This is a genomic window from Winogradskyella wandonensis, from assembly GCF_004346845.1.
Taxonomy (GTDB): Bacteria; Bacteroidota; Bacteroidia; order Flavobacteriales; family Flavobacteriaceae; genus Winogradskyella; species Winogradskyella wandonensis.
This window is the reverse complement of sequence record NZ_SMGI01000002.1, coordinates 457,800-472,015: the sequence shown is the minus strand read 5'-3', so window position 1 is coordinate 472,015 and position 14,216 is coordinate 457,800. Positions and strand designations below refer to the sequence as shown.

Annotated in this window: 8 protein-coding genes; 5 read left to right on the top strand and 3 right to left on the bottom strand. The window is 35.7% G+C overall.

Annotation, left to right across the window (positions count from 1 at the left end):
• Positions 1–120: 120 nt before the first annotated feature.
• A complete protein-coding gene (locus DFQ05_RS06865) occupies positions 121–1,533 on the top strand; it encodes an aldehyde dehydrogenase family protein (RefSeq protein WP_132704657.1) in 1,413 nt (470 codons plus the stop codon).
• Here DFQ05_RS06865 and DFQ05_RS06860 read toward each other — a convergent pair.
• From DFQ05_RS06860 to DFQ05_RS06850, 3 genes are all read right to left on the bottom strand, one after another.
• A complete protein-coding gene (locus DFQ05_RS06860) occupies positions 1,530–2,537 on the bottom strand; it encodes a glycosylasparaginase (RefSeq protein WP_132704656.1) in 1,008 nt (335 codons plus the stop codon). The two genes, DFQ05_RS06865 and DFQ05_RS06860, sit on opposite strands and share 4 nt — an antisense overlap.
• An 87-nt stretch (positions 2,538–2,624) precedes the next feature.
• Positions 2,625–4,322, bottom strand: a complete 1,698-nt coding sequence (locus tag DFQ05_RS06855) for an MFS transporter (RefSeq protein WP_132704655.1) — start codon at positions 4,320–4,322, stop codon at positions 2,625–2,627.
• A gap of 140 nt (positions 4,323–4,462) precedes the next feature.
• Positions 4,463–7,411 (bottom strand): GH92 family glycosyl hydrolase, encoded by a 2,949-nt coding sequence (locus DFQ05_RS06850; RefSeq protein WP_132704654.1) that lies wholly within the window; start codon positions 7,409–7,411, stop codon positions 4,463–4,465.
• 38 nt (positions 7,412–7,449) lie between these two features.
• Between DFQ05_RS06850 and DFQ05_RS06845 the strand changes: the two genes are divergently transcribed.
• The 4 genes from DFQ05_RS06845 to DFQ05_RS06830 are packed head-to-tail and all read left to right on the top strand — an operon-like array spanning position 7,450 to position 14,183.
• The gene (locus DFQ05_RS06845; RefSeq protein ID WP_132704653.1) at positions 7,450–9,744 is read left to right on the top strand and encodes a beta-N-acetylhexosaminidase; all 2,295 of its coding nucleotides are present in this window, start codon (positions 7,450–7,452) and stop codon (positions 9,742–9,744) included.
• Position 9,745: 1 nt separating this feature from the next.
• Positions 9,746–10,435 carry a copper homeostasis protein CutC gene (locus DFQ05_RS06840; protein WP_132704652.1) on the top strand — a complete coding sequence of 230 codons (690 nt, stop codon included), beginning with the start codon at positions 9,746–9,748 and terminating at the stop codon, positions 10,433–10,435.
• The gene (locus tag DFQ05_RS06835; RefSeq protein ID WP_132704651.1) at positions 10,425–12,902 is read left to right on the top strand and encodes a beta-mannosidase; all 2,478 of its coding nucleotides are present in this window, start codon (positions 10,425–10,427) and stop codon (positions 12,900–12,902) included. Before DFQ05_RS06840 ends, DFQ05_RS06835 begins: the two co-directional genes overlap by 11 nt.
• A 36-nt stretch (positions 12,903–12,938) precedes the next feature.
• Positions 12,939–14,183 carry a metallophosphoesterase gene (locus DFQ05_RS06830; RefSeq protein WP_132704650.1) on the top strand — a complete coding sequence of 415 codons (1,245 nt, stop codon included), beginning with the start codon at positions 12,939–12,941 and terminating at the stop codon, positions 14,181–14,183.
• Positions 14,184–14,216: the final 33 nt, after the last annotated feature.

The following is a 14,216-nucleotide window of genomic DNA, read 5'->3' as shown; positions in this document are numbered from 1 at the left end:
CTAAAACGCGAAATTTTTAGACGAACCCCTATCACTTTTAGTTAAATGGAACTGTTTTGTACAAAACATCGACGAAATGCACAATTTTAGTCCGTAGCCCTTTAAAATCAGGAATATAAAATGAAGACATCCCCCGAAAACCCATATTATAAATTGTTTTTTAATCAAAAAGCGAATCAGTTTAAAGTAGCTAATAGTACCTATAATGAGCGATTACAGAAGTTAGATGCAATTCAACGAGCAGTAGAAGTAACATTTAGAAACGATATTAAAGATGCGCTTAAGAAAGATTTAGGCAAACCTGTGGTAGAGACTGAAATGACCGAAATCTATCAAATTGTAGGCGATATTAAGCATGCAAAAAAATACCTACATAAATGGATGCGTAATAAAAAGGTTAAAACACCCTTGTCTATGCTCGGCTCTTCATCTTATATAAAATATGAAGCTAAAGGCGTGTGTTTAATTATTTCGCCATGGAATTTTCCTTTCAATTTAACTTTTGGGCCATTAGTATCTGCCATTGCAGCTGGAAATACGGTTATTATAAAACCGTCGGAAATGACGCCACACTCTTCAGCCTTGATGAAGACCATAGTTGAAACTGTTTTTACAGAAGATGAAGTGGCGTTGGTGGAAGGCAAAGTAGAGACAGCAACACAGTTGCTACAACTCCCATTTAATCATATTTTTTTCACGGGTTCACCAGTGGTTGGTAAAATTGTTATGAAGGCTGCGGCTGAGCATCTTGCTTCTGTTACCTTAGAACTCGGCGGAAAATCACCAACTATAATTGATGAAACTGCAAATCTAAAAGCTGCCGCAAAAAAAATCATGTGGGGAAAATTTATGAACTGTGGACAGATTTGTGTCTCTCCAGATTATGCACTTGTAGATGAAACAGTAAAAGATGCATTTATTAAAGAGTGTAAATCATGGTTAAAAGAATATTATGGGGAGAATCCTGAAACTTCAGATTCTTATGGACGCATTGTTACGACAAAACATTTTAACCGCCTTAATGCGCATTTAGATGATGCGAAATCAAAAAATGCAACGATAAATAGTGGTGCAAATTCTAATAAAGACAATAAGTATATTGACCCAACTATAGTTTCTGATTTAAGCGATGATGCTTCATTATTAGAAGAGGAAATTTTTGGTCCAATTTATCCAATAGTTACTTATAAAACCTTAGATGAAGCTATCGACTATATTAAAGAAAAAGAACGTCCGTTAGCGCTTTACATCTATAGCAAGAGTAAAAAGAATATTAAAAAGATATTGAATCATACAAAAGCTGGAGGCACATGTATTAATAATAATATTATTCATTATTCAAATCACAATTTACCCTTTGGAGGTATAAATAATAGTGGTATTGGAAAATCGCATGGCTATTATGGCTTTAAAGCCTTTAGTAATGAGAGAGCAGTTGTTAAGCAACATACATTTGGAATTGCAGAATTGCTATTTCCTCCTTATACAAATTATAAAGAAAAAATTGCAAGGTTTACTGTTAAGTGGTTTTAAGTTTTATTAAAAAAATCTGACTGTATCTGCTTGTTTTCACCATCTTGGTATTTGGTCATACTAAAATACTGGTGTATGGAATAGCAACCTGTTTCACCCTTTTTATTGACGGCGATATAGCCAATCTGAAAATCTTTATAGTTTTTCCCGGGTTTGTTTACGATACGCCCAATAGCTTCTTCACAGGCCTCTTGTGGAGTTTTACCTTGACGCATGAGTTCTACAATTAAAAAGCTTCCAACGGTTTTTACAACTTCTTCACCAAGTCCAGTAGCAGTAGCACCACCAACTTCGTTATCTACAAATAATCCTGAACCTATAATTGGAGAGTCACCTATGCGACCATTCATTTTATAGGCTAAGCCACTTGTTGTACATGCTCCAGAAATAGTTCCATTTTTATCTACGGCGAGCATGCCTATAGTATCATGGTTTTCGATATTAATAATGGGTTTGTACTTCGCTTCAACTTTCCATTTTTCCCAGGCTTTTTTAGAAGCTTCGGTTAATAAATCTTCAGCTTCAAAACCGCTTTCTAAGGCAAATTGTTTTGCGCCTTCACCAGCAAGCATCACATGCGGTGTATCTTCCATAACTTTTCGTGCAACAGAAACAGCGTGCTTTATGTCTTTTAAATAAACAACGGCACCACAATTTCCTTTGTCGTCCATTATACAAGCATCAAGAGTCACATTACCTTCGCGGTCTGGTAAACCGCCTTTACCCACAGATTGCCCTTTTTCGTTAGCTTCTTCTATTTTGCAACCTTCTTCTACAGCATCGAGTGCCGTACCTCCAGATTGTAATACGTCCATCGCTTTAGCGGTTGCTGCTTCAACGTGCCACGTGGCAACGATGACAGGTAAAATAGCTTTTGATTCTGAATTGACTTTTTGTTGAATAGGTTTACCTTGAGCAGCATCATCACACGACACGATAGATGAGCCAACGGCTAATCCAACTCCTGTTAACGACGTATTTTTTAAAAATTTTCTTCTGTTCATCTTATTTTTTATCCAATTTTCATCTTCAGTTTCGAATTCGTATTCATCTTCGACTTCTCCCGATAGCTATCGGGATTCAACTTCAATTTAATACGTTACGCCTTGTTTGTCAAGGACAGTCTTTGTTCTAAAAGCATAAAACAATAAGTATCCAAAACACGCTACAGCAATCCAATACGACGATTGAATACTAAAGATGTCTGCCAATTTACCTTGTAAAGGTGGAATAATTGCGCCACCTAAAATCATCATGATTAAAAATGCAGAACCTTGTGAGGTGTATTTTCCAAGACCAGCAATACTAAGCGTAAAGATGCATGGCCACATAATAGAACAGAACAAGCCGCCTGATAAAAATGCGAATAACGCCAAATTACCTGTAGTGAATAAACCAATGAGCATGCCTAAAATACCAAATAAACTAAAGATTTTAAGCGTAGCAACAGGCTTATCTTTTGCCATAAAAAATCCAAAGATTTGAACAGCAATACAGATGGCAAAGAAGAGTAACTCGTTATTCGAAAAATTCAATTCGCCCGAAGACATTAAAGAATTTGCTGAATTTGCCAGTATAATTACGCCAAAAGCAACATAAGGTACTAGAATTAAAAGAACTTTCTTTAGACCTTTACTTGGACTAAATACGGTAATGGCACCAACCCAACGCCCAATCATAAGGCCACCCCAATACATAGAAATGTATTTTCCAATCTCGGCATCATTTAAAACCGGCAAACCTAGAGGATTGAGATTTTTAGCAGCGTCGCCAACGGTTTTTAATAATTCACCTAAATTAGATTGAATCGTTACCTCAACCCCGACATAAGTAAAAATGGCAAGCATGCCCAAAACCAGTTGTGGATATTTCATGGCGCCCCAACCGATAGGATTTTTCGAAGCGCTTGAATTAGCAATAAATACTGAAGCTATAACAGCAATTAATGCAACAAATAATAAGGCTAATCTTGTGTTTTCAACACTTTCAGTAGCTACTTCATCGCCGGCATAAGTACTAAATATATAACCAAAACAAGCCACAATTATTAGGGTTAAAATAATGAGTAAATTCTTGGCTTTGTTAGCTGCTTCAAAATCAGTTTCTGACTTTAGAGCTGGTAATTTTTTCGAAAAATGAAATAAAGCGGCTGCCACTAAAAACAATGCACCAACACCTAAATACAGCAGTTGAACTGTGGTTAGAGTAATTTCATTTTCTTTAATCATTCGCACCAATTCTTCTGGACTAACGGCTGCAGCACCAAAAAGCACTAAAGCCACGACTATTGGTCCAATGGTTGTACCAAATGAATTGATTCCGCCAGCCAAATTTAAACGATGCGAACCTGTTTCTGGTGGACCGAGTGCAATTGCAAAAGGATTGGCGCCAGTTTGTTGCAATGAGAAACCAAGACCCACAATAAACAAGGCGATTAAGACAAAATAAAATACTGCTGTTTGACCTTGCTCTGCGCCTGCAGTTGCTGGATACATAATAAAAGCACCAATTGCCGAAAGTAACAAGCCATAGACAATAACTTTTTTGTAGCCCCATGAATTGACAATGTCTTTTTTAATACCACTCGAAATAATAAATAACAAAAGTGCCCCGATGTAATAGGCGCCATAAAATGCAAAATCTACCAATTGCGACTGAAACTGGTCGATATTAAAATAGGTTTTACAAAATGGAATAAATACACCATTTGATGCTGCGATAAAGCCCCAAAAAAAGAAAACAGTCACTAGCGTTGTTAATGCCGATTTGTTGGTTTGTTGATTACTCATGTTTTTTTATGTTAGTTAGTTTGATTTTTTGTCATGCTGAACTTGTTTCAGCATCTCATTTTTTCAGTCACATCGAGTGTAATCAAGATTAATAGAACTAAGATTTCTCGACTACGCTCGAAATGACAGGTCACTTTTTATTACTTAACCGAAATCTCATCCACAAATATCCAGCTTTTCCCATTCATAGGATAGCCTATGTGCCACTCTGGTAAATTACCTAATTTTTTAGCAATAACTTTGACGTATCTATAATTAGATTTCGGGATTTTCATCTCTACAGTTTCAATAGCGATATTGTAATTCTTAGGTTTTGTTTCTAAGGTTTTCTTTCCAATTGAGGTGAATGTTTTTCCATCTTTTGACACTAAATATTCCACTTCGGTTGGATGAAAAATCCACGCGCCTTGGTCTCGTAAATAGTTTGAAGTGATTAAGTTTATTGGTTTCACAGAGCCCAAATCGACAACCGCCACCAAATCTTGGTCATGATAACCTTGCCAACTTCCTGTTCTGTAATTTTTGGTGCTTCTTATGCCGTCAATTAAAGCGTCATTCCCACCTGCGGAATATTGATTAGCATACTTAGATTCTAAGGTAATGCTTAAATTAGGGTCAATCTTAAAGAAAGGGGTTTGTAAAACAGGACTTTTTAATTCGCCTTTTTCAGAATACATTTTCACTTTCGTATCTGTTTTAATTTTGAAAGGTTTTGAATATTCTTGAAATGCCCCATCGTCTAATGCATAAAAGATTTTGGCATCTTTTTCAGAAGTGTTTAAAACCACTTCAGTTTCACCTCTAAAGGTAATATCACCTTTTTCAATATATGGCGAAGGCAAAATAATGTGCTCAGCAATTTCGGTTTTTGGTTCGGTACCTTCGGCTGTTCCCCAATCGGTTGGAGAAGAAGTCATATTGAATTCCAACGTGCCACCTTCAACAACATCTGAATGTTTGATGAATGTTTTGTCTAAAGCTTTACCATTCAGACTCACACTTTCAATGTAAATGTTGGTATCACTTAAATTATTTGCGATAATGTTGAATTGTCTTCCATTTTCAAGATTAATCGTCGCTTTATCAAATAACGGTGTACCAATCACATACTCATTACTTCCTGGTGTTACCGAATAAAATCCCATAGAACTCAAAACATACCAAGCACTCATTTGGCCGCAATCTTCGTTACCCGAAACACCATCAGGGTCATTGTTGTAAAGCTCGGTTAAAATTTGATGAACTTTCTCCTGTGTTTTATGCGGTTTGTTTACAAAATTATAGAGATATGCCATGTGATGACTTGGCTCATTACCGTGGGCATACTGGCCAATAAGTCCTGTAATATCAGATTGGTCACGACCAGTAATCTCTGTTTGTGCAGAAAATAAGTCGTCTAGTTTTGCTTCAAGTTGTTCTTTTCCACCTAATAAGTTTATAAATCCAGAAACATCTTGCGGCACATAAAAACTGTATTGCCATGAGTTGGCTTCGGTGTAATTAAAATTTACCTCATAAGGGTCAAAAGGCGCAAACCACGTGTTTCTAAAACGTCCTCGCATAAATTGAGTTTCTGGGTCAAATACATTTTTGTAATACTGGGCTCTTTTTATGTAGGTTTTATAATCTTCGGTCTTGCCCATGTCTTTTGCCATTTGCGCAATCGTCCAATCGTCATAAGCGTATTCTAAGGTTTTGGATACCGATTCGCTTTCTTCATCAACAGGAATAAAACCAAATTTCTTGTAAGCCTCAAGTCCAAATTTATCTCTCGTGGCAGAATGTTTCATAGCTTCAAAAGCTTTATCCGTATCATAACCGCGAATGCCTTTTAAATAAGCGTCTGCAATAACTGGTACGGCATGATAGCCAATCATACAATCCGTATAATTACCAGCTAAATCCCACATGGGCATAATACCACCTTCATCATATTTTGCTAAAAATGTATTGATAAAATGGCTGGTGCGGTCTTGCTCAATAATGGTATACAACGGATGTGCAGCGCGATAGGTGTCCCAAAGTGAAAACACTGAATAGTAATCGAAATCCGCTTCATGAATTTCTAAATCCATACCGCGATAACGCCCATCGACATCTTGGTAACGTTGTGGCGCAAGCATTGTATGAAATAATGCGGAGTAGAAATTTGTTTTCTTATCGATATCATTAGACTCTATAACGATTTTTTCAAGCTGAGTTTCCCAATAATCTTGTCCAATTTTCTTGACGGTTTCAAAATCTTTATTGCCAATTTCGGCTTCTAAATTTTTCTTAGCACCTTCAATATCAACAGCTGAAATCCCGACTTTAATATAAACAGGTTCATTATTTGGATTGTTAAACTTAATAACCGCTTTTTTACTGCTGAATTTATAGTTTTTTGAAATGGGATTTCCTTCATTATCATCGTAAACAATGCTTTCCATCGCATGCGAAAACGTCATGTAGTAAAACAAACGTTGGTCTTTTGCCCAAGCTTCGGAATGTCGCAATCCTTGAATGGTTTTGTCGTCTATTTTCTGAATTTTATAGTCTAATAATTTATCGCGATGCGCCAAGTCAAGAACCATATATTGATTTTCGGCAGATGGAAATTCGTATTTATGAATTCCACTTCGGTTAGAAACTGTAAGCTCTACATCAATTTCTGTAGAATCTAAATGTACTTTGTAATAGCCAGGTTCAGCAAATTCGTTGTCATGCGAAAAATGGGCACGATAGCCAGGTTTACCATCAGCACCGTTATTGAATTCTACTTTATTTGTTGGCATCAAAAGCACATCGCCATAATCGCTAATACCTGTTCCGCTGAGATGCGTATGCGAAAATCCGTAAATATATTTGTCTGTATAATGGTAACCAGAGCAGCCATCCCAGCCTTCTAATCGTGTGTCAGGACTTAACTGCATCATGCCAAAAGGCAGTGTTGCACCTGGATAAGTATGACCATGTCCACCAGTACCTATGAAGGTATTAACATAGCTGATGAGCGGTTGGTCTTTTTCTGCAGAAGTAACGGATGTTTTGTTATTGCATCCAAATAAGAAAAAAGCTCCAAGGAAAGCGGAAATAAATTTAAGATTCATTAAAAGATTACTAATTTTAACGGACCTAAGATACTAAAATGAATTTCAAGAAAAACTACATCCTTTTATTTTTGCTTATAGCTTGTTTGAGTTGTAAAAAAAGTGAAGTAAAAGCCATTCAGGCTCAGATAATTCCCGCTCCAAATAGTTTAAAACTTTTAAAAGGTCAATTTTTATTGAGTTCAGAAACGCATCTCATTTATGATGAAGAATTAGAACCAGTTGTAGCATATTGGAAATCCTTAGTGACATCTGTTTTTGGTTTGAATACTGGTAAATCAAATATCATAAGATTTGTATTTGATGATGCTATTCAAAATCCCGAAGCTTATAGATTGAATGTTAAACCAGAAGAAATTACTATAAATGCAAGTTCTTCAAAAGGGGCATTTTATGCGGTTCAAACCTTAATTCAATTATTGCCGCCAGAATTCGCTAATGGCAGCTTAAACACAGATGGTATTTACATTCAAAATCTTAAAATTGAAGACGAGCCTCGATTTAGTTACAGAGGCATGCATTTGGATGTTGCCCGCCACATGTATCCTATAGATTTTATTAAAAAGCATATAGATATGTTGGCAATGCTTAAGATGAATACCTTTCATTGGCATCTTACAGAAGACCAAGGATGGCGGATAGAAATTAAGAAGTATCCTAAACTACAAGAGATTGCAGCCTACAGAGACGAAACACTAATAGGTCATTATAGTGACCAACCACACCAATTTGATGGAAAAAAATATGGTGGTTATTATACGCAAGACGAAGTAAAAGAAGTTGTAGCTTATGCCCAAGAACGATTTGTTACAGTTATTCCAGAAATTGAAATGCCTGGACATAGTCAAGCCGCTATAGCTGCATATCCACAATTAGGCTGTACTGGAGAACAAGTAGAAGTTGCAACAAAATGGGGCGTTTTTGAAGATATTTATTGTGCAAAAGATGAAACCTTTGATTTTCTCGAAGACGTTTTAGATGAAGTTTTAGAGTTATTTCCAAGTAAATACATCCATATTGGAGGTGATGAAGCCCCAAAAACGCGTTGGAAAACTTGTGATAATTGTCAAGCTCGAATTAAATCTGAAGGCTTAAAAGATGAGCACGAACTTCAGAATTACTTTATAACTCGGATGGAGAAATACCTTAACTCAAAAGGACGACAAATTATTGGCTGGGACGAGATTTTAGAAGGTGGTTTAGCACCAAACGCCACAGTAATGTCATGGCGTGGAACCGAAGGTGCTGTAGAAGCCGCAAAGTCTGGACATAATGTAATTATGACACCAACATCTCATTGTTATTTAGACTATTACCAATCAGACACTGATGACGAGCCTTTGGCAATTGGTGGTTATTTGCCTCTAGAAAAGGTGTATAGCTTTAATCCAATTCCGGAGGAGTTAAATGAAGAAGAAGCCCAGTACGTTTTAGGTTCTCAAGGAAATATTTGGACAGAATATATGCCAACAGAAGCACAAGTAGAGTATATGGCTTATCCTAGAATTTTAGCAATTGCTGAGGTCAATTGGACAAAATCTGAAAATAAAAATTATGAAAACTTTGTTACTCGAGTTGAAAATTTTCATAGGCGATTAGATGTTTTGAATATTAATTATGCAAATCATTTGTATGAAATTGAAGGTGGAATGACTTCTGAAAATGGCCGATCATTTTACGAATTAACCACACTCACAAAAGGTAAAGACATACGCTATACTTTGGATGGCACAGAACCCACTTTAAATTCGGAGGTTTACACATCTCAAATTCCAATTACAGAAAGTGTAAAAATTAAAGCCGCCGTTTTTAATTCAGAGAAACAATTAGGAAAAACGTTTACTCAAACTATTAATTACCACAAAGCTGTCGGTGCAAAAATAACCATTGATAAAGAGCCACACAAAAGCTATCCTGGAAGTGGCGCAGAAGGTTTAATAAACGGTATTAGCGGAAGTGATACGCGTTATGGTGATAAAGAATGGTTGGGCTTTTGGGGTGATGATATTGAGATTACGATTGACTTAGGTAAAGAAAAAAAGATAAAGTCTGTCGAAACGATATTCTACAACGCGAATGGTCAATGGATTTATATTCCAGATGGAGTTCAAATAGGTTTTCTAAATTCTAAAAATGAAATTGTTTTCCCTTTTGTTGAACAATTATTTGAACCAATAACACGAAATACTTGGGGTATAAATTTTGATTACGATGAATGGTTCATTACCAGATATATTGTTTTTAAAATCAGAAACTACGGAGTAATCCCAGAAGGCAAACAAGGCGCAGGTAATAAAGCGTGGACGTTTATTGATGAAATTATAGTCAATTAATATGAAACTTGAAGTCTGTGCCAACTCATACCAATCTGCAAAAAACGCACAAGATGCAGGGGCATATCGTGTAGAACTTTGTCAAGAATTGTCCATCGGCGGAATCACACCATCTTATGGGTTATTAAAGCAAGTTATAGAAAATTTAAAGATTAAGACTTTTGTCTTAATTCGTCCTCGAAGTGGAAATTTTGTGTATTCTGAAGAGGAATTTCAGATTATGAAAAATGACATTCAATTGTGTAAAGATTTGGGTTGTCACGGCATTGTTTCTGGAGTTTTAAATCCTGATGTAACGATAGATGTAAAAAGAACAAACGAATTGGTGGAATTATCTAAACCACTGCCATTTACTTTCCATCGTGCGTTTGATGAGGTAAAAAATCCAAAAGAAGCTTTAGAACAGTTAATCGATTTAGGTGTAGAACGTGTATTAACATCAGGTCAGAAAAAAACAGCACAAGAAGGTTTAGATTTACTTAAACAATTAAATGAAATTGCTGATGGTAGAATAACCATTTTAGCTGGTGGTGGAATTAATGCTAGCAACGCTTCAAAATTTAAAGCGATTGGATTACAAGAGATTCACGCATCTGCATCAGTAACAATTAATCAACCCAATTCTATGTTTGCAATGCCGCAAACCGTTTCAGATATTACCAAAATAAAAGCCATTTTAGATGCGATATAGTTATCTCATTTTTGTGCTACTCATTTTTGGCTGCCAACCCAAACACGACGTGCCAGTTAGTATAGAGTTAAATAAAAACTGGCAATTCAAAAAAGCAGGTGATACTATTTGGAATTCGGCTACAGTGCCTGGAAATATATTTTCAGATTTATTAGAAAACAAACAAATTAAAGACCCGTTTATTGGCGACAACGAAAAAGATGTACAATGGGTTTCTGAAGCCGATTGGGAATATAAAACCACATTTTTGGTAAGCAAGAAAATACTTCAAAAGAAACATATAGAATTAAATTTTGAAGGCTTAGACACCTACGCTTCTGTATTTCTGAACGATAGTTTAATCCTGAAAACCAACAATGCTTTTCGAAGTTTTGAGGTTGACATAAAAGAGAATTTAAAAGCTGAAAACGAATTGCGAATTCTGTTTGAAAACACTTCAAAATACGAAGAAATAGAAAAAGAAAAGTTAGGATACGAGTTGCCTGAAGGCAATCGCATTTTTACCAGAAAAGCTCAATTTCAGTACGGTTGGGATTGGGGGCCAAAATTAAACACAAGCGGAATTTGGCGACCGATAAAGTTAGTGGCTTGGAATGATTTTAGGATTAAAAATAAAAGAATCAAAACCATTGAATTAAACGATTCAATTTCAAAATTAGTTGCTGGGATTGAATACGCATTTAACATGGAAAAAGATATAACTCAAGCTGTTTATGTAAATGATAGCTTGGTTAGGGAAAAACAATTTAATCCTTCAAACTATAACTCTGGAATTCCTTTTCAAATTAAAAATCCAAAATTATGGTGGCCGCATAATCTTGGCGAACCGTATTTGTACGATATAAAAGTCGTCGTTAAAGATGACAAGAAAATTCTAGATAGTGTCTCAACAAAATACGGTATACGAGATATTGAATTGGTCACAGAAAAAGACAGCGTTGGTGAGAATTTCTACTTTAAAATTAATAATCAACCGGTTTATGCCAAAGGTGCTAATTACATTCCGCAACACAGTTTTCAAAATCAAGTAACCGATGCGCATTATGAGAAATTGTTAGATGATGTTGTAGATGTTAATATGAATATGCTTCGCGTTTGGGGCGGCGGCATTTACGAGAACGATATCTTTTACGATTTGTGTGACGAAAAAGGCATCTTGATTTGGCAAGATTTTATGTTTGCTTGTGCTATGTATCCTGGCGATGATGCTTTTCTAGAGACTGTAAAACAAGAAGCTATTGATAACGTCAAAAGATTACGCAATCATGCATCGATTGCATTATGGTGCGGCAATAATGAAAATTCTGAAGGTTGGCATCGTTGGGGTTGGCAAGCGGGTAGAAGTGATGAAGAAAAAGAAGAGATTTGGAATAATTATCTAAAGGTTTTTGATTCTATTTTACCAGAAACCGTTTCAAAATATACAGATACCGATTATTGGGAAAGCTCACCCAAATATGGGCGAGGGAATCCTAAATACAAAACCGAAGGTGATGCTCACGATTGGTGGATTTGGCATGATGCCTATCCGTTTGAACATCTCGAAGATAACGTGCCGCGTTTTATGAGCGAATTCGGTTTTCAATCATTTCCGAGTTATGAAACAATTAAATACATCAACCAAAATGATAGTATAGAAATTTCTTCAGAAGGCTTTAAAAACCATCAAAAACACATCAGAGGTTTTCAATTGATAGATGAGTATATGAAGAGAGATTTCCCAGTCCCTGATAATGGCGAGGATTATGTATATATGAGTCAATTATTACAAGCTTACGGAATGAGAATAGGTTTTGAGGCACAACGTCGTGTACGACCATACAACATGGGTACATTGTATTGGCAGCTTAATGATTGTTGGCCTGTGATTTCATGGTCTAGTATAGATTTTTTGGGCAATTGGAAAGCGATGCATTACAAGACTAAAAAAGCCTTTGCCGATGTTTTGATAAGCTCACGAGTGGAGAATGATACACTAAGAACTTGGATAGTTAATGATCTTTTGGAAGCTAAATCAGGAACTTTAAAATCTAAACTAATGGATTTTGATGGCAAGACCATTTGGGAGACTTCCAAACAAGTGGAAGCTTCAGAAAACAAAGGTACACTTGTTCAAGAAATAGATTTGAACACCATAGATTTTAATAAAAAAGAAGCAGTTTTAATTTCAGAATTTAATAACAAAACGGCTTATCATTATTTCACAAATCATAAAAATTTAAGCTTAAAATCTTCAACGTTAACAATCGATGTGGCTAAAGCTGAAGAGGGATTCAACATTACCTTATCGTCTTCTACTCTAGAAAAAGATGTGTTTTTGTTTACGAATGAGAAAGGTCATTTTTCAGATAATTTCTTCGACATTTTGCCAAATGAAGTTGTAACTATTCATTTTAAAACAGATGCAGAAACACTAGAAAATTTGCAACACAAAACCTTTAACAGTTTTGTAAGAGAAACGCTGTAAGGCTATTTGTAACTTTGAGTTTTTAAAAACTTAAACATGCGCTGGTTTATTTTTATCATTATTGTAGCTGTTGCAGATTATTATGCATTTCAGTCTTTACGAACAATTACCAAAAGTAACTGGTGGTATATTTTGTATTGGATATTTACAGTAGCGGTTATCGGAAACTTTGTCTATCAGTTTTATGGATTTAGTAGAAGTGACGGTTTTTCGCATACCAATGCTTATGCAGTAGGGTTTTTAATTGCTTTGGTAGTGCCTAAATTAGTATTAATTGCGGTAATGTTTACTGAGGATGTATTTAGAGTGCCGCAAGGCATTTACAGCTATTTTATGCAAGGCAGTGATAATGGAGACCGCGTAAAGCATTTTCCATCACGAAGAAAGTTCATTAGCCAAATTGCTTTGGGCCTAGCAGCAATACCTTTTACATCTATTCTTTATGGTATGTATAAAGGAAAGTATAATTTCAAAGTACTAAAATACACGCTTCATTTTGATGATTTACCTAGAGCTTTCGATGGGTATAAACTCACGCAGATTAGTGATATACATTCAGGAAGTTTTGATAATATCGATAAGGTAAAATATGCTGTAGATTTAATTAATAAGCAGCAAAGTGATGTTATTTTATTTACAGGAGATATTGTAAACAATAAAGCTACAGAGCTTGAGCCTTATGTTCCTATTTTTAATAAGCTTAAGGCAAAAGATGGATTGTATTCTGTTTTAGGAAATCATGATTATGGCGATTATGTTCGTTGGAATTCTGAAGACGACAAAAAACAAAACTTAGAAAATTTAAAAAACCTCCAAAAACAAATAGGTTTCGATTTACTATTGAATGAGAGTCGTTTTATTGAAAAAAACGGAGAACGAATTGCTCTTGTTGGTGTTGAAAATTGGGGGAAAGGCGGTTTTAAAAAAGCGGGAGACCTTAAAAAAGCATCAGAACAAGTAAATAAAAACGATTTTAAAGTCTTACTAAGCCACGACCCAAGCCATTGGGATGCGCAAGTGGTTAATGATGATTATCACTATCACATTACCTTAAGCGGTCATACACACGGTATGCAATTTGGGATTGAAATTCCTGGCTGGTTTAAGTGGAGCCCAGTAAAGTGGCGTTACAAGCGTTGGGCAGGTATTTACGAGGAGTTAGGGCAGTACATTAATGTTAATCGCGGATTTGGTTATTTGGCTTTTCCTGGGCGTGTCGGAATTTGGCCTGAAATCACGGTAATAGAGCTTAAAAAAGGTAGACAAGAAGCAAATGTATAACTCTTGTATTTAGCTTTTAATAAAATTGTATAT

Excerpts from the sequence above, each read along its gene's own strand:
- DFQ05_RS06865 (WP_132704657.1), top strand. The coding sequence starts at position 121 with ATGAAGACATCCCCCGAAAACCCATATTATAAATTGTTTTTTAATCAA.
- DFQ05_RS06860 (WP_132704656.1), bottom strand. The coding sequence starts at position 2,537 with ATGAACAGAAGAAAATTTTTAAAAAATACGTCGTTAACAGGAGTTGGA.
- DFQ05_RS06855 (WP_132704655.1), bottom strand. The coding sequence starts at position 4,322 with ATGAGTAATCAACAAACCAACAAATCGGCATTAACAACGCTAGTGACT.
- DFQ05_RS06850 (WP_132704654.1), bottom strand. The coding sequence starts at position 7,411 with ATGAATCTTAAATTTATTTCCGCTTTCCTTGGAGCTTTTTTCTTATTT.
- DFQ05_RS06845 (WP_132704653.1), top strand. The coding sequence starts at position 7,450 with ATGAATTTCAAGAAAAACTACATCCTTTTATTTTTGCTTATAGCTTGT.
- DFQ05_RS06840 (WP_132704652.1), top strand. The coding sequence starts at position 9,746 with ATGAAACTTGAAGTCTGTGCCAACTCATACCAATCTGCAAAAAACGCA.
- DFQ05_RS06835 (WP_132704651.1), top strand. The coding sequence starts at position 10,425 with ATGCGATATAGTTATCTCATTTTTGTGCTACTCATTTTTGGCTGCCAA.
- DFQ05_RS06830 (WP_132704650.1), top strand. The coding sequence starts at position 12,939 with ATGCGCTGGTTTATTTTTATCATTATTGTAGCTGTTGCAGATTATTAT.